This window comes from Lysobacter silvisoli (genome assembly GCF_003382365.1).
Classification (GTDB): domain Bacteria; phylum Pseudomonadota; class Gammaproteobacteria; order Xanthomonadales; family Xanthomonadaceae; genus Lysobacter; species Lysobacter silvisoli.
The window spans coordinates 40,337-56,871 of sequence record NZ_QTSU01000003.1 but is presented as its reverse complement, the minus strand read 5'-3'; the positions used below and the strand labels follow the sequence as shown (position 1 = coordinate 56,871).

At 70.5% G+C, this 16,535-nt stretch carries 12 protein-coding genes; 4 read left to right on the top strand and 8 right to left on the bottom strand.

Features of this window, described 5'->3' with window-relative positions:
* Nucleotides 1–14: 14 nt before the first annotated feature.
* Nucleotides 15–698: a YdcF family protein gene (locus DX914_RS15305; protein ID WP_115860326.1), complete on the top strand. Its 684-nt coding sequence runs from the start codon at nucleotides 15–17 to the stop codon at nucleotides 696–698.
* A 25-nt stretch (nucleotides 699–723) separates the two neighbouring features.
* Here DX914_RS15305 and DX914_RS15300 read toward each other — a convergent pair whose 3' ends face one another.
* The gene (locus DX914_RS15300) at nucleotides 724–1,401 is read right to left on the bottom strand and encodes a helix-turn-helix domain-containing protein (RefSeq protein WP_115860324.1); all 678 of its coding nucleotides are present in this window, start codon (nucleotides 1,399–1,401) and stop codon (nucleotides 724–726) included.
* A 171-nt stretch (nucleotides 1,402–1,572) separates the two neighbouring features.
* On the opposite strand from DX914_RS15300, the gene DX914_RS15295 reads away from it, so the two are divergent.
* Complete coding sequence (locus DX914_RS15295) at nucleotides 1,573–7,257, top strand: alpha-2-macroglobulin family protein (RefSeq protein ID WP_115860322.1); 5,685 nt, start codon at nucleotides 1,573–1,575, stop codon at nucleotides 7,255–7,257.
* 51 nt (nucleotides 7,258–7,308) lie between these two features.
* On the opposite strand, the gene DX914_RS15290 is transcribed toward DX914_RS15295, so the two are convergent.
* Together DX914_RS15290 and DX914_RS15285 are read right to left on the bottom strand one after the other, a co-directional pair.
* Entirely contained in the window at nucleotides 7,309–9,111 is a 1,803-nt protein-coding gene (locus tag DX914_RS15290) for a DUF885 domain-containing protein (RefSeq protein ID WP_115860320.1), read from the bottom strand.
* A 70-nt stretch (nucleotides 9,112–9,181) separates the two neighbouring features.
* Nucleotides 9,182–9,700 carry a cytochrome c oxidase assembly factor Coa1 family protein gene (locus DX914_RS15285; protein WP_158549346.1) on the bottom strand — a complete coding sequence of 173 codons (519 nt, stop codon included), beginning with the start codon at nucleotides 9,698–9,700 and terminating at the stop codon, nucleotides 9,182–9,184.
* 133 nt (nucleotides 9,701–9,833) lie between these two features.
* Here DX914_RS15285 and DX914_RS20085 point away from each other — a divergent pair, with 133 nt between their 5' ends.
* Nucleotides 9,834–10,352 carry a hypothetical protein gene (locus DX914_RS20085; protein ID WP_147300696.1) on the top strand — a complete coding sequence of 173 codons (519 nt, stop codon included), beginning with the start codon at nucleotides 9,834–9,836 and terminating at the stop codon, nucleotides 10,350–10,352.
* Nucleotides 10,353–10,427: 75 nt separating this feature from the next.
* Here DX914_RS20085 and DX914_RS15275 read toward each other — a convergent pair whose 3' ends face one another.
* From DX914_RS15275 to DX914_RS15265, 3 genes are read right to left on the bottom strand one after another with little or no spacing between them, the layout of a single operon-like run.
* Nucleotides 10,428–11,264, bottom strand: coding sequence for a transglutaminase-like domain-containing protein (locus DX914_RS15275; protein ID WP_115860314.1), 837 nt, complete (start codon nucleotides 11,262–11,264; stop codon nucleotides 10,428–10,430).
* Entirely contained in the window at nucleotides 11,261–13,456 is a 2,196-nt protein-coding gene (locus DX914_RS15270; RefSeq protein ID WP_196778952.1) for a S9 family peptidase, read from the bottom strand. Before DX914_RS15270 ends, DX914_RS15275 begins: the two co-directional genes overlap by 4 nt.
* 47 nt (nucleotides 13,457–13,503) lie before the next feature.
* Nucleotides 13,504–14,199 (bottom strand): glutathione binding-like protein, encoded by a 696-nt coding sequence (locus tag DX914_RS15265; protein ID WP_115860310.1) that lies wholly within the window; start codon nucleotides 14,197–14,199, stop codon nucleotides 13,504–13,506.
* A 180-nt stretch (nucleotides 14,200–14,379) separates the two neighbouring features.
* On the opposite strand from DX914_RS15265, the gene DX914_RS15260 reads away from it, so the two are divergent.
* A complete protein-coding gene (locus DX914_RS15260) occupies nucleotides 14,380–15,018 on the top strand; it encodes a TIGR00645 family protein (RefSeq protein WP_115860308.1) in 639 nt (212 codons plus the stop codon).
* Nucleotides 15,019–15,074: 56 nt separating this feature from the next.
* Here DX914_RS15260 and DX914_RS15255 read toward each other — a convergent pair whose 3' ends face one another.
* A complete protein-coding gene (locus DX914_RS15255) occupies nucleotides 15,075–15,305 on the bottom strand; it encodes a hypothetical protein (protein ID WP_115860306.1) in 231 nt (76 codons plus the stop codon).
* A 269-nt stretch (nucleotides 15,306–15,574) separates the two neighbouring features.
* Entirely contained in the window at nucleotides 15,575–16,534 is a 960-nt protein-coding gene (locus tag DX914_RS15250; protein ID WP_115860304.1) for a M61 family metallopeptidase, read from the bottom strand.
* Between the last annotated feature and the right edge of the window lies 1 nt (nucleotide 16,535).

Sequence of the window (16,535 nt, the reverse complement as noted above, 5' to 3'; positions counted from 1 at the left end):
CTCCGCGCCCACGCATGTCCAGTCGCACCGCCCATCGCCTGTCCCTGTTCGGCGACCGCGACGTGCTGCACGCCTGCGCCGTGGCCGGCGCGGTCTGCGCGCTCAGCGCCGGCCTGGTCTACGTGGGCTACTTCGTCCACGTGCTGCGGGTGGCGCGCAACGCGCCGTGCTCGCCCGAGCGCGGCGAATGCGTGCTGCTGTTCGGCAAGCACGCGCCGCAGGGCCGCATCGACCGCGATTTCGAAGCGCGCCTGGATCGCGCGGTGTCGCTGTGGCGGGAACGCCCGCCGCGCAGCGTGGTGCTGCTGGGCGGCGGCGCGCCCAACGAACCCAGCGAGGCCGAAGTGGCGCGCGGCGCCCTGCTCGCGCGCGGCCTGTCGCCCGACGCGCCGCTGCGCCTGGAAGCGCAATCGCGCGACACCCTGCAGAACCTGCGCAACGCGCGCCTATTGCTGGGCGAGGGCATGCGTTCGCGCGTGACCCTGCTCAGCAGCCGCTACCACCTGGCGCGCTGCGCGCTGTTCGCGCGCCAGCTGGGCTTCGACTGGGAGCTGTGCGCGGCCGAACCGCGCCTGCGCCTGGGCCCGGCCATGCTGTGGCGGCTGGCCGGCGAGGCGGCCTACGTGTGCATGAGCGACATCGGCGCGCGCTGGGCGCGGCTGATCGGCCACCGCCGCATGCTGTCGCGGGTGAGTTGAGCGGCGCCGCGCGCCGCGCGCCCGCTCAGTTGTTGCGTTTGCGCGCCGCCGGCGCCTGCACCGCGAACGGCGCCTCGGCCTCGGTGCACACCGACAGCACCCGGCAGGGGCCGTCGCCGGCGTTGATGTAGGCGTGGCCCATGCTGCTGTCGAAGTAGATCGAGTCGCCCACTTCCAGCCGCGCCGGCGCGTACAGGTCGCTGTGCAGTTCCAGCGTGCCTTCCAGCACCAGCGCGAATTCCTCGCCGGTGTGGCGCACCAGCTCGCCGAATTCCTTGATCGAACGCGCGCGCACCTCGGCCACGATCGGAGTGAAGCGCTTCTGCCGCAGTTCCGCGGCCGGGAACAGATGGCCGTAGTTCGCGCTCTCCAGCGCATAGCCCTCGCCGGCGCGGGTGATGCTGCGGCGGCCGGTGGGCTCCTGCTTGGCCGAGGCCTGCGCGGGCGAACCGAACAGGTCGGCGATGTCCACTTCCAGCCCGCGGCTGATGCGGCTGAGCTTGTCGTAGGTCAACGACATGCGGTTGTTCTCGACCTTGGACAGGGTCGAAATCGGCAGGCCGGTGCGTTCGCTGAGTTCCGCCAGGGTCCAGCCGCGCCGCGCCCGCAGCGCGCGCAGGGTGTCGCCGGGTTGGGCCGGCAGGGCCGAGGCGTCGGCGGCGGCCACGCGCTTGGGGCGGGCCGAACGTGTATTGGCGGTCATCCCCCCACTTTAGGCCCAGACCGGGGAGCGCGCCAAGTCGCGACGACGGTCGCGGTATCGCCATCGCGGCGTCGTCGCCGCATGGCCCCGTCCTGGCGCAGGAACCCTAGCCCCGATTGGCAAGCCCGGACGTTCCCAACCATCATGCCGGCGAACCTGGGGGAGTAAGGCATGCGCAAGTACGGGACGGCGGTGCGGTGGCTGGTGATCGCGCTCATGGCCGCTACGGCGTGGGCCGCCCATGCCCGGGGGAGCGCCGCGGAAGGGCCGGAACCGGTCGAGATCGAGGCCGAGATCGACGAAGACGAACTGCTGATCGACTTCGACCGGACCATGCAGAACTGGGAGAACGCGGTGCCCGGCGATCAGGTGTCGATCGAGCCGGCTCTGCCGATGCGCTGCGCTTGGGGCGGGAGTGCAACGATCGCCTGCCGGTTTCTGGACGGCCACAAGCCCACGGAAGCCACCGCCTACCGCGTTCGCATTGGTGCCGGTCTGCGCACCGAGGACGGCGATCGACTGGCGGCGCAGGCGCTGGACGTCGAATACGAGCGGCCCAACTTGAGTAGCGACTCCGGGCAATGGCACGAGGATGGCTTCAAAGTCACGCTCCGCGTCAACGCCGGCAGCACCGCGCAGCAAGTGGCGCAGGTGCTGGAACTGCGAGTGGACGGGCGGCCGCAGCCGTTGCCGGCGCTGCGGCCGGTCGCGGAGGCTGCCGACCGCTACGAGCTCGATCTGTCTTCGGTGACCGCGCCCGACGCCTTGGTGCAATTGTCTTATCGCGAGGGCCTGCGCAGCCCGCGCGGGCCGTTGGCCGGTAAGCAGGGCCGGGAGTTGCTGCGGGCAGTGCTCAACGAATCCTTCCGCTTGCGCGGCGTGGTCTGCAACGGGCCTGATGGCAACTCTCTGGCGGTGCCCAAGGACGGCCGGTTGGACATCGAATGCCTGCCCAACGAGGCGGTGAGGCTGGTGTTTTCGCACCCCTGGCGGAAGGTCGACCTGACGGCCTGGTCGGCGCGCTTGCCGGCTCAGGCCAGCGCGGCTCCGGAACTGGAAGTGGTATACGAACACGGCGCCTCGCGATTCGACGCCGGGCCTACGGCGCCGCGTCGCCGGCAGGGGCATGCGGCCGCCCTCGCGTTGACGGCCGCCCACCGCGAATACGCCATCGCGCTGGACCAGATACGTTCCGATGACGATGGCAGCGTTTTACCACCCGTACAACTGCGCATCCGCACGCTTGGCTATCGGCCTTCGCTGAACGCGCGCTACGGTTTGGGTCTGATCGCCGATGGCCGCCGGCCACCCGACTTGATTCAAGCCGCCAACGCGGATCGGGCGCAGGTACGCGTACTGGCCATCGGAGACGAGGCCGGCACGCAGATCGTGCCGATGCCTACAGCGCGGGCCGACGCATCGTCGCCGATGCGCTCCGCATCGGCCTCGCGCGTCCTGGCCCAGGGCGGTTGGACTCAGTGGCAGGTAATCACCGACTCGGGCCGAAGTGGATCGGCCAGCTTCGCGGCGCCGGCATTCGATTTGTATGCGGTCGCCGGCCGGCGCGAAGTCCTGGTATGGGCCACGCGTTGGCATCGGGGCGAGCCGGTCGCCGGCGTCCGCGTCGAGCTACTGCTGAGTCAAGGCGCCCGCCTTGAGCCGAGGGCGGTGGCGACCGGCACAGCCGCGGCCGACGGCACCGTGCGCCTGCGCCTGCGCAGCGATACAAGGCTGGAAGAACGCGATTCCGCCGGCAATCCAGCCAGCTGGTGGGTGCGCGCGACCGACGGTGACGGGCGCACCGCGACGCGCGCGGTGTTGCCGATGGGCGAGACGAGCGGCTGGTACCAGCGGCTGGGCCTGCCCGCACAACGCCGGCTTTGGGGCGTGGCCGACAAGCCGCTGTACCGCGCTGGCGAGACCGTGCGCTATCGGATCTGGGCGCGCGAACTGGACGGCACGGTGCTGCGCGACACGGCGCCGGTGCCGCAACGATTGCAGTTGGGCTCCGGCTTGCAAACGGTGCTGGACTGGGAGCTCAGGCCGGAAGCGGACGGCGCCTATCAGGGGGAATTGGTGTTGCCGGTGCACCTGCCCGACGACTACTACTGCATCGGTGTGCCCGAACGTTACGGCGGCGGCACCGGGCAGGGCGCGTGCTTCTTCGTCGGCACCTACCGTGCGCAGGACCTGTGGGCTCAGGCCAAGGCCGAGGACCGGGTGCTGCGCGACGGCTCGGTATTCGAGGTCGAGCTCGAGGCCGGGTACTACTCCGGCGGGGTCGCGGTGGGCGCGCAGGTGCGCGACGTCGTCGGCATGCTGACGGCGCTGCCGCTGGAACAAGCCTATCCCCAATACGGCGGCTACCGGTTCGTCGACGTGCACACGGACGCCGCCGACGGCGGCATCGGCCTGGTCGGTCAGGGCGACCGTCCCGTGCATGGGCGTACCGATGCGCAGGGACGGTTACGCCTGCGCGTTCCGGCGAATTTCGATTTGCGCGATCCCGAGACCGACCGGCTACCGGCGTTCGGTCGCTTCCGGCTTACCGCCGGCGTATATCCCAGCGAGCGCGAAGGCACGGCCAGCAATGCGGTCGAAGCGCGCTATGCGCATTACGCCCGCTACGTCGGCTTGCGCACCGACTCGACCTGGTCGCTGGACCCGAATACGCCAGTGAAGCTGGAGGGCGTGGTGATCGATGCCGAAGGCCGCGAGCTCGCCGATGCGCCTATCGAGGTCGAAGTGCGCTACGGCGAGGCCGCCGATGCGCCGGTGCTGCACCGCTGCAGCCTGAGCGTTCGCCGTTCCGCGGTTTGCGATTTCGAACATAAGCGACGTGGCGTCTATCGCCTGCTCGCGCGCAGCGGCGATGCGGCGCCGGCCGAGTTGCGGCGCTATGTGTGGAGCGGGGCGTACGCCGACACCGAATCGCCGCCGAAAGCGGAGTTGCGCCTGGCGCAACCGCCGGACGGATCGGACGCCAACGCGCAGCTGCAACTGAGCCAACCCTACCGTAGCGCCCAGGTGCTGCTGGTCGTGCACGACGGAGACCGCATCCTCAGCCATCGCGTGCAGCGCATGGACGAGCCGGAAGGCGTGTTGAGCGTGGCCGTGGGCGACAGCGGCGTCGCCAATGTGCAGGTCACCGCTCATCTGCTGGACGCGACGGAGAGTGCGGGGCGGGTCGAAGACGGTTATCGCCACCCGCCGGCACGCACGACCGCGCACGCGGAGGTCGACCTGCCTGTGCCGCCTGCGCCCGCGCCCGCGCTGTCGCTGCATTTCGAGCGCGATGCGGCGCGCCCCGGCCAGGCGGTCGCCCTGATGCTGCGCAACGACAGCGCGCAAGCACGGGTGGCCACGTTAACGGTCCTGGACGACGCGCTGCGCGCCTTGGCCGGCGAGGAATGGAGCGGTTTCGACCCGCAAGGCAAGCGCTGGCTCGGTGGCTTGGACGCAGTGCGGGAAGGCCTGTCGCTGGCGTCCTTCATGAACTGGAGCGCTCACGCCTGGAGCTTCCATCTGCCTTGGCCGCAAGAATCGGATGCACCTGGTGCTGATGAGCCGAAGGGGCGGGACTTTTTCGAAATCGCCTACTCGCGGAACGGAGAGGCGGAAGGAACGGCTCTGGACCGCATCGAGGTCACCGGCTCGCGCATCAACCTGGCCGATATCTTCAGCAGCGGCCAAGGCCGGGCCGATGTCGGCGCGCGCCAGGCCGCGCAGAATCTGGCGCGCACCATCGCGCGGGTGCGCACGCGCTTCGCCGATACCGTGATCTGGCAGCCTTCCCTGATGCTGGCACCCGGCGAGAGCCGCCGGATCGAACTGAGCCTGCCGGACAACCTGACCCGCTGGCGCGCGGTGGCCTGGAGCGCGGGTGAGGACCACGATTTCCAGATGGCGCAGGCCACGCTGGAAGCCGGCCTGCCGTTGGAGGCGCGTGTGCAAGCGCCCGTACGACTCTATCCCGGCGACCGCGCGCGCCTGGGCGCCAATCTGCGCCAGACCGGCGTGCAGTCGCTGCGGGCGATCGCCCGCTTGAAAACGCAAGGCGATCGCAGCCAGCAGGTCGAGCGTGGCATCGCGCTCGCGCCGCGCGGCGAAGCGGGCCTGTCGATGGAGATCGCCGCGAGCGAGCCCAGTCCAGTGCTGGCCACGGCCGAGGTCGAGGCAGGCGAGCAGCACGACGCGGTCGCCGCCCAGATCGAGGTGGCCTCGCCCTGGATTCCGGGGCGGCGCATGCAAACCGGTTGGATCGGCGCAGGCGAATCGAATCTGCCGTTGCCCACGCTGCCGCCGAGCGCTCGCGACGCCACGCTGCGCCTGAACCTGCATCGCGGCAACGGTGCCCTGCTCGAGCGCTGGACGGCGGACCTGCGCGACTACCCGCACCGCTGCTGGGAGCAGATCCTCAGCCGCGCCGTCGCCGCCGCCCTGGCCCTGGAGCGCGACGGCGGCGCGCAATGGCCGCAGGCCCAGGCCGTGGTGCGCGAAGCGCTGGACAATGCCGCCGTGTTCCAGAACGGCGACGGCGGTTTCCGCTACTTCACCGAGAATCCGGAGCGCTATAGCCTGAACCTGGAAGACGATCCCGCCGCGCGTCCGCAGGTCGCGCTGACCGCATACAGCGTGGAGGCGCTGCAACGTCTGCAGGCATTGGGCTACGCGGTGTCGCCGCGGCTGCTGGACAGCGCGCAGGATTTCTTGAGCCAGCAGGCCGCGCAACATGGCGCCAAGTCCTCCAGCGCCGACCTCAACGAAGCGGCGAACCGTGCCGCGTTCGCCGCCGGCGCGGGCGCCAAGGTGCGCGGCGTGGACCTGGATGCCTTATGGGTGCGCTGGCAGGACTTGTCGCCGCCGGCGCAGATCGCCCTGCTGCGCGGCTTGGCGCAGCAGCGCCGGCCGCAGGCCAAGGAAGCGATGACCCGGGTGCTGAGCCTGGCGCCTGCGCGCGGATCGGCACGCAAGGTCCACGCCGGCGCCTATGACCGCTGGATGAGTTCCGACCAGCGCGAGCAATGCGCGTTGATCGAACTGCTGCGCGACCACCCGGACCTGGCCGCGCCGGCGGTGCGGCGCGAGCTGATCGCCGGTCTTACCGATCTGCATGCCGGAGGGTCGGACGCCTTGGACACCCAGAGCGGCGCCACTTGCCTGATCGCCTTGCACGAACCGGCCGGCTCGCCGCCGGCGCAGGCCTACGCGGTCGCCGCCAGCGTAGGGGCCGAGCGCGGCGAGCTGCGGATGGCGGCGGGCGACACGCAGACGCAGTGGTCGGCGCCTGCTCCCGCCGGCGCGCAGCTGCGCCTGGTGGGCGGCGCCCAGGACGCTACGCCGGTGAGCTACGTGGCCAGCGTCGAGTACCGCGAAGACGCGCGTGTCGCCCGCGCCGCCGCTGTCGGTCTGGGCCTGGATCGGCGTTACGCGGTCTTGCGTGGCGGCCAGTGGCGGCCGCTGGCGCAATCGTCGCTGCGCGCCGGTGATTGGGTGCGCATCACCCTGGTCGTGCACAACAGCGCCACGCGCCATTTCGTCGCCATCACCGACGAGGTGCCCGGCGGCCTGCGTCCCACCGATCTGCGCCTTAACGGCGTGGCCGGGCTGGATCTCGAGCAAGTGTCCGACGAAGGCAGTTATTGGTTCGGTACCCGCCGCCTGGACCCGCGCAGCCCGCGCTTCTACGCCGAAGAACTGCCGCCGGGGCGGCACGAGCTGCATTACTTCGCCGTGGCCGGCAACGGCGGCGACTATCTGGCCGCGCCGGCGCGGCTGGAACTGATGTACGGTGCGGCCACCCGCGCCAATACCGACGCCGCGCGCGTGCGCATCGAGGCGCCCGCACCACCTTGAAAGCAAGACGGGCCGGAGCGCAGCGCTCCGGCCCGTCGTCATCGCGGGCGATCAGCGCTTGCGCTGCGCCGGAACGAACACCTCGCGCACCGCCTTGGCCAGCTGGTCGGGCGGCAGCAGGCCCTGGTCGAGCAGGAAGTTGTTGAACGCCAGGCGGTCGAACCGGTCGCCCAGCGCCAGCTCGGTTTCCATGCGCAGCTCCAGGATCCGGCTGTAGCCGTAGAAGTAGCTGCCGGCCTGGCCGGGAGAGTTGAAGGTGTAGCGGTCCAGCTCCTGCTTGGTCATCGCCGGCGACAGGCCGACCTGTTCGGTCAGCACCTTGCCGGCGCGGTCGCGGTCGGTGAGGCCCAGGTTGAGCATGGGATCGAGCATGGCGCGCGCGGCGCGCATCAGGCGGAACTGCAGCGCGATCAGCTGGCCGTCCAGCGGCTCGTAGGGAACCATCTCGGCCTCGGCGTACAGCGCCCAGCCTTCGACGTTGACCGAGTTGAACGCGAACATGGTGCGGGCCAGCGAGATGCCGCGCTCGACCATGGCGGTGAACTGCAGTTCGTGGCCGGGGCGGCCTTCGTGCGCCGACAGGGTCCAGGCCACCGAGTCGAAGTTGAAGTCGTCGTACTGCAGCGCGCTGCCGTCGGGGTTGGGCACGGCGATGGGCAGCACGAACTGGCCCTGCTGGCCGGTGTTGCCCACCAGCGGCGCGGGCAGGAAGTGCGGCGCCGGCTGCGCGGCCGATTCGGCCTCGGTGCCCAGGCGCATGATCATCGGCCGCTGCGGCACGTCGACGATCTTCTCCTTGCGGATGATCGGGTCGATCGCGTCGATCACGGTGCGGTAGCGCGCTTCGAGCTGGTCGTTGGGAATCGACTTGAGCTTGAGCGCGCGGATCACCGCCACGTAGTCGTGCGGGTCGGCCACGTTCAGGCCCTTGGCCTGCGCCACCAGCGGCGCGAGCTGGCGCATGGCCGCGCGGGTTTCCATGAATTCGACCTGGGCGCGGCGGATCAGCAGCTGCGGGTCGATGTCGATGCCGAACTGCTGCAGGCCGAAGGCGTACAGCTCCGGCGGCAGGCGGTTGTCGGTGCGCGCCTGCGGCAGCACCTGGGCGCGGGCCCAGGCGGCGTAGTCCTTGAACTGCTGGTCCATGGCCGCCAGCGCCGGCTCGGCGCCGGCGATCTTGTACTTCTCGAACAGTTTGCGGATGCCGGCCGAGTAGGTCTCGATGTTGCCCAGCGCCTGCTCCACTTCCAGCTTGGTCGGGCGCAGCTTGGCCGGGTCGGTGGCGCGCTCCTCGTAGCGCTGGCGCGCGAGCACGGTGATCGGGGTGCCGCCGGCGCCCTGGCCCACGTAGTTCTTCAGGCGCTGCAGCGCGCGCGCGCGGCGCTCCGGCGGGGTCTGGTCGGAGAGCAGGCCGCGCATGCCCTGGAACACCAGCTGCGGCGCGTCGGTCCAGGGCAGGGTCAGGCGTTCGTTGAGTTCGCTGCCGGCGATGTTCTGGTCGGCGGCGGCGATCATGATCTCCAGGTCCTGGCGCACGTTGGGATCGCGCTCCAACTGCAGCTTCTCGCGCAGCGCGTCGCGGCCCTTGGCCATGGCGGCGCGGAAACGCGCGCCGTTGTCCGGGCCCAGGTCGGTCACCCGCTCGTCGAAGCCGGGCACGCCGAAGAAGGACATGGTCTCGGGCGCGAACTCGCCCTGCGCCTTGAGCAGGATGTGCGCGTACTCATTGCTCTGGGTCACCCACGCCGGTACCGGGCGGGTGGTCGCGGCGGCGGGCTTGGCCGCGGCCTGGGCGGCGAACGCCGCGCTGGGCGCGAGCAGCGCCAGGGAAATCGCTAGGGCGAGGGTCTTCATCGGTCCGGGTCGGTGGCTGGGAGGTCCGCCGACCTTAGGCGCCCGGCCGGGGGCGGGCATGCGCCGTAGGTCACGAGCCCGAGGCGGCGGTCGCGGTCTCGTCGTCCAAACGCGGGTCCTCGCAGCCGGCCGCGGTCTCTTCGTCCTCGCCTTCGGTCTCCGGCGCAGGCTTGATCAGCACGATCTCGCGGCCGTCCTTCAGGCGCAGGTCCATGCGGTGGTAGACCCAGTCGGCGCCGCTTTCGCGCGTGGCGTCCACGTACACCGTGCCCGCGCCCTTGGGCCCGGTCAGCGGGATCTGCAGGTGGGCCGAGCCGCGCTTGGCGCCGCCCGCCACGCTGCCCATGACCATCCATGGTTCCTCGATCGGCAGCCCCAGCGCGGCCACCGCCTGCGCATTGCCGCGGGTGCGCGCCAGGGCCTCGATATAGGCCGGGTGCGACTTCATCTGCCCGACCACCAGCGAGAAGATGCCGTAGACGAAGCCCACCGTCAGCGCCAGGCCCAGCACCACCAGCAGCGGCAGGAACCAGGCGCGGTTGCGTTGCGCCCAGTCGCGTTGGGGCAGCGGCGGCGGCACGGCGGTCATGGCGGTTTCCGGCGGGACGGGTACGGCCAGTATCGGCGGCGCTGTCGCCGCCGCCAAGCACGCGTCGCGCGGCGGCCGGCCGCGTGCTACAACGGCGGCACAGGCCGACACGCAGGCCGACAAGGGGAACGCCATGGCGCTGGTGCCTAGGATCGACACGCCTTGCCCACTGGGCATCGACGAGCAGCGCCGGCTGTCCGGCTACTGCGGTCATTGCGAACGCCACGTCCACGCCCTGGACGCGCTGGACGATGCGCAGCGCCGCGCGCTGCTGGACAGCGCCAGCGGCAAGATCTGCGTGTCCTACAAGCGCCCCGCACCAGCCGCGCGCCGCGGCGTGGGTTTCGGCATCGCCATCGCCGCCACCCTGGTCTCGGGCGGTGCGTTCGCGGCCGATCCGCCGGCGTTGCCGTTGGCGACCGAGGCGAATGCCTCGCCGGTGCCGGCCGCATCCTTGCTGCCGGCAGAACAGCAGGGCAAGGAATGCGAGCCCGAGGAGTTGCACGAGATTTTGGTCATGGGCGGCGTCAGCGACCCGGGCGATGCGCAGTGGGCCGACGACCGCGATTTGCCTGAGCTACCGCAGCGCGATGCGAATGCTTTGGAGTCCGCGATCGCCTCGGTCGAACGGAACGCAACGCCCGAGCAATAGGATGCGGTGACAGGCGCACCATCGCGTGCTTGCGAAGCATGCGCGGCGGTGCGTTCGCCTTCGGCTCGCCACACCCTACGGCTGTGTTGCGCTTTCGCTTTGCAGGCCTGCCGCGTCGCGCACCTTCAGCCGCCCCAACGCCGCCATCACGCCGTCGGCATCGCGCGGCGAACCGTCGCCCACGCGCAGGGCGATGTGGCCGGCGTCGAAACGGCCCAGGCCGGCGTCGTAGCTGACCCAGCGCCGGCCGTTCCATGCCTGCACCCACAGGTGCGGACCGAACACGTGGCTCTCGCCGGTGAAGCGGCTGGAATAGGCCATGCCGTAGGCCGCGCGCGCGGGGATGCCCGATGCGCGCGCCAGGGCGGCCAGCAGCACCGCGAATTCGGTGCAGTCGCCGCCGCGCGTGTCCAGTGCCTGCGAGGCGCTGAGATAGCCGCTATAGGCGATGGGCCCGTTCATGTGCCGCTGCACCGCCTCGACCAGCAGGCGCATGCGCCGCTCGGTGCCGCTGCCGCGCGCATGCGCTCGCGCGAACGCGCGCACCTGCGGGTGATCGCTGTCGACCCATGCATTGGGCTGGAGGTAGCGTTGCAATTCGGCCGCATCCGGTGCGGCCTCGTCGCCGCAATCGGCGCACACGTCGATCAGGGCGCGCGCGTCGGCGGCGTCGCGCATGCGCACGCGCTGCTCGCCGGTGCTGGGCCAGGCCCAGGCCAGCGCCGGCTCGAATTCCAGCAGGTAGCGGATGCGGCCGCTGCGCGCTCGCTCGGACATCTTGTACGGCGAGGCCACCAGGCGCGCGTGCGCCAGCGCGCGCGCCTGCGATTCGGCGCCGTCCTGCGCCCGCGCAGGCCAGGCGGCGCAAACCAGCGCCGCCATGGCCAGGGCGATGCGCGGCGCCGGGATCACGGCTTCAGGCAGCGGCCGAAGAAGCTCTCGGTGATGCGCATGCGGTGCAGATTGTCCTTGCCCTTGAGGCTGTGCTTGGCGCCCGGGTAGGTCATCAGCTCGAACGGCTGGCCGCGTTGCTGCAGCGCGCTCATCAGCACGGTGGAGTTGCTGAACAGCACGTTGTCGTCGGCCATGCCGTGGATCAGCAGCAGCTTGGAGCGCAGGCCGTCGACGTGTTCGAGCACGCGCGCTTCGCGGTAACCGTCCACGTTGCGGTCGGGCAGGTTCATGTAGCGCTCGGTGTAGTGGGTGTCGTACAGCGCCCAGTCGGTGACCGGCGCGCCGGCCACGCCGCAGGCGTAGGCGTCGCTGGCCTTGGCCAGCAGCATCAGGGTCATGTAGCCGCCGTTGGACCAGCCGTACACGCCGATGCGCGCGCCGTCGACCCAGGGCTGCGACTTCAGCCATTGCACGCCCTTGAGCTGGTCGGCCACTTCCACCGTGCCCTGCTTGCCGTACAGCGCGCCGCCGAAGGCCGCGCCGCGTCGCGGCGTGCCGCGGTTGTCCAGCGAGAACACCACGTAGCCGTGCTGCGCCAGGTACTGATTGAAGTCCGGCGCCCAGTTGCGCTTGACCGTCTGCGAGGCCGGGCCGCCGTAGACGTTGACCACCACCGGGTAGCGCTTGCTCGGGTCGAAGCCGTCGGGCTTGATCAGGCTGTATTGCAGTTGGGTCTTGCCATCGGCGGCGTCCACGGTGCCGAACTCGATCGGGCGGTGCGCCTGGCGGTAGCGCGCATACGGATGCTTGGCGTCGGCCGGATCGTTGTCGATCAGCGCGGCGATGCGGCTGCCGTCGTTGCGGTACAGCTCCAGCTGCGGCGGCGTGGACGGGTTGGACCAGCTGTCGACGTAGACGCTGGCGTTGCGGGCGAAGCTGGCGCTGTGCATGCCGTCGGCCTTGGACAGGCGTTCGATCGCGCCGCCGGCCAGCGCCACGCGGTAGACCTGCACGTCCAGCGGGCTGTCCTTGCCGGCGGCGAAATAGACCTGGCCGGCGCGTTCGTCCACCGCCAGCACGCTGTCCACCGGCCAGTCGCCCGAGGTCAGCGCGGTGGCCTGGGAGCCGTCCTCCGACAGCAGGTACAGGTGCTCGTAACCGCTGCGCTCGCTGCTCCACAGGATGCGGCCGTCGTCGAGGAAGCGCAGGTCGTTGTGCAGCGGCACCCAGGTCTGCGCGGTCTCGGTGACCAGGGTGCGCTGCTTGCCGCTGCGCAGGTCGGTCTCGATCAGGTCCAGGCGGTGCTGGTCGCGGCTCTGGCGCTGGAAGCTCAGGCGCTGGGCATCGCGCCAGTCCACGCGCGCCAGGTAGATGTCGGTGTCCTTGCCCAGGTCGATCCAGCGGGTCTTGCCGCCCTTGGGCGCGATCACGCCCAGCTGCACCAGCACGTTGCGGTCGCCCGCGGCCGGGTAGCGCTGCTCGATCACGTCGGTGCGGTCGGGATAGACCTCGTAGCGCTTCTGCACCGGCACCGGCGCTTCGTCGATGCGGGCATAGGCGATGGCCGAGTCGTCCGGCGCCCACCAGTAGCCGGTGTGGCGGTCCATTTCCTCGTCGGCGACGAATTCGGCCACGCCGTTGCCGATGGTCTGGCTGCCATCGCGGGTCAGCTGCACGGCCTGGCCGTCGGCCAGGTCGATCACCCAAAGGTTGCGGTCGCGCACGAAGCTGACGTAGCCGCCCTGCGGCGACAGCTTGGGATCGGTGGCGAAGCCTTCGCCGTGGGTGAGCTGGCGCACCGCGGCCTTGCCGGTCTTTTCCAGGTCGTAGAGATAGAGCTCGCCGCCCAGCGGGAACAGCAGGCGCTTGCCGTCGGGCGACCACTGGTAATCGACGATGCCCGACAGCGCCGAAATGCGCTGGCGCTCGCGCCGCGCCTTTTCGGCATCGCTGAGCACTTCCTCGCCCGGCAGCACATCGTCGGAATCCACCAGCAAGGTGGCCTTGCCGCTGGCGATGTCGTAGGCCCACAGGTCCAGGCGGTTCTTGTCGCGCTCCTTGCCGCGCAGGAAGCCCACGCGGCTGCCGTCGGGGGCGATGCGCGGCTTGGTCAGGCTGGGGCCGGACAGCGGCGCGTCGCCGGCCAGGGCTTCGAGCGTGAGTTTTTCGGGCGCGCTCTGCGCCAATGCGGGGACGGCGGTCAGGGACATGGCGAGCAACAGGCAGGCGGCGAGGCCGCGGCGGACGATGGGAGTGTTCATGCGGGTCGGGTCGGGGTTCCGAACAGGTGCTTGCGCGCCTCGTCGTTGAGTTCGCGAGACGGACGGTAGGTTTGCTCCAGCGCATAGGCGCGCTGGAACGCGGGCCGTGCGTACAGCGCGTCGTGCCAGCGCTGCACGTTGGGGTAGTCGGCCAGGTCGGTGTAATGCCAGGCGTGCGCGTGCGCCCAGGGATGGCAGGCGAAGTCGGCGATGCTCAACTCGCCACCGGCGACGTAGTCGCGCCCGGCCAGGCGGCGGTCGAGCACGCCGTACAGGCGCTGGGTCTCGCGCTGGTAGCGGTCGATCGCGTAGGGAATCTTGTCCGGCGCGTAACGGTTGAAGTGGTGGTTCTGGCCGAGCATGGGGCCGTAGCCGCCGACCTGCCAGAACAGCCACTCGTCCGTCTCCACGCCCGCGCGCAGGTCGGCCGGGCGGTATTTGCCGATCTTGGCGGCCAGGTACTGCAGGATCGCGCCGGATTCGAACACGCTGATGGCCGCACCGCCATCGGCCGGGGCATGGTCGACGATCGCCGGCATGCGGTTGTTCGGCGAAATGGCGAGGAATTCGGGTCGGAACTGGTCGCCGGCGCCGATGTCGACGGGAAGGATGCGGTAGTCCAGGCCCGCCTCCTCCAGCAACAGGGTGATCTTGTGGCCGTTGGGCGTGGGCCAGTAGTGCAGGTCGATCATGGGCGGGCCGCGCGGGGACGAAGGGCGAGTGTAAGCGCAGTGCCGCTTGCCGGTCCGGGCTGCCGGGCGATGGCCCGTTCCGGTACCGCGCCGCACGCTTCGTTCAGGCCCCGACTTGGCGCGGTCATGGGCGCGCCGTTACCCTGGACGGCCTTTTAAGCCCGCCCGCCAGGCCATCGCATGACCATCGAGCGTACCGAACGCCTCAATCCGCTGCCCGCCCTGATCTTCAGTTCGCGCTGGCTGCAGCTGCCGCTGTACCTGGGCCTGATCGTGGCCCAAGGCGTTTACGTGTTCCTGTTCCTCAAGGAGCTGTGGCATCTGATCGGTGGCGCCAACACCCTGAACGAGCAGGGGATCATGCTGATCGTGCTGGGCCTGATCGACGTGGTCATGATCTCCAACCTGCTGGTGATGGTGATCGTGGGCGGCTACGAGACCTTCGTTTCGCGCCTGCGCCTGGAAGGGCACCCGGACCAGCCGGAGTGGCTGAGCCACGTCAACGCCTCGGTGCTCAAGGTCAAGCTGGCGATGGCGATCATCGGCATCTCCTCGATCCACCTGCTCAAGACCTTCATCGCCGCCGGCGATCTGGGCCTGCCGATGTGCAGCAGCCCCGAAGGCCTGGCCGCGATGAAGATGGTGGCCGACGCGACCGCCGCCGGCGTGACCGGCCTGGGTGCGGCCTGCACCAAGTCCAGCTCGCTGGGCGTGATGTGGCAGACCATCATCCACACGGTCTTCATTCTTTCGGCGATCGGCATCGCGATGACCGACAAGGTCATGGCGCACGCGCCCAAGGCGGCCAAGGCGCACTGAGTCGCCCGGGCCCAAGCGAAGACGCAGAGGCGCGGGCCTCTGCGTCCGGCGCCGCCTTACAGCGGAATGCAGTTGTTGCCCTGCGAATCGCAGACGTACTGCAGCATGAACTGCCAGTTCTGGCCGTCGCATTCCCACACGATGTAGCCCGAGCCGAACGGCGTGGCGGTCTGCGCGCCCTGGTTGCTGGCGTTGCAGGGGTAGGTCGGCGGCGGCCATGCGTTCGCGCTGGAGCTCATTCCCAGGCCGAGCAGTGCGATCGCCGCGCCGAGCAAGATCTTGTGCATCTGTAACTCTCCTTGTCCTATGCCGCTATGGGTGGTGGACAGTTCCGGCAGCCAGCGGCGTCTCTGCCGAATCCATGGCCTAGCGCATCTACCGTTGCAATCTATCACCGCCGCGCGCGCGTCGGCGCCGTCGGATGCGAGCTTGCGCCGAACCGGGCTGAGACCCTCGGCACACTCGGCACACCGCTCCCGGCGCGCGCAAAGGCGAACCGCATCGCGGCCGCGCGGCGATACTCGTGCGTATGCTGGCGCCGCTACGCGCAGCGCTTTCAACGCCGTTCGCGGCTGGCCCTGGGCCCCATGATCGCCGTGCGCAAGCGCACCGCGTCGGCCTCGGGCGAGTAGCGCAAACCACCCGCGTCGGTGTCCAGGCCCAGCGCGGCATAGGCCGCGCTCAGATCCGGAAACTCGCGCGCGCTCGCATAGCGCCGATACAGCCGCACGAACACGCCGTCGCCGCCCAGGCGGTCGAGTTCGGCGGCGAAGCGCTGCGGCGTCATCGCGTCCATGTCGTCGGCCGTCGCGTCCAGGCAGCAGGCGGCGTAGCGCGACAGCAGCGTGTCCAGGTCCAGTCCGCGCGCGCGCAGGGCCAGGTCGGCCTCCAGCCAATAGGCCGCGCCCGCCCAGTACACGCGCATGGTGCCGCCGCGGCCCAGCTCGTCCAGCGGCGCGCCCGCGCCGACCCGGCGGCCGCGGCCGAAGCCGGCATCGAGCTGGCGCCAGGCCTGCTCCGGCGTGAGCAAGCCGGCGCGTGCGCGCAACACGTTCTGGTAGTAGCTGGCCAGGCCCTCGGCCATCCAGCGGCCTTCGCGGCCCAGGTAGGGGTGGAACAGGTGCGACAGCTCGTGCACCGCGGTCCAGTCGGCGCGCAGTTGTTCCAGGCTGGCGCCGCGGCGCACGTACAGCAGCACCGCCACGCCGTCGCCGCGGCGGGTCTGGCCCCAGGGCACCGGGCTGGGATCGCGGCTGTCGATCTCGCGGATGCGCACCCGCGCCGTGCGCAGCGGATAGCGCCCGAACGCGGTCAGGCTGGCGTCCGCGCATTCGGCCAGCCAGCGCTGCAGCAGGGTCACGCGTTCGGGATCGGACACGCCTTCCACGCTGACCTGCAAGACGTTGCCGCCGCTGTGCAGGGTGCGCGCCGGACCGGCGTCGTCGGCATGGGCGCGCGGACCGGCCAACAGGGCCAGCGCGCAGGCGATCGTGAACAAGCGGGGCGGGCGGCGCATG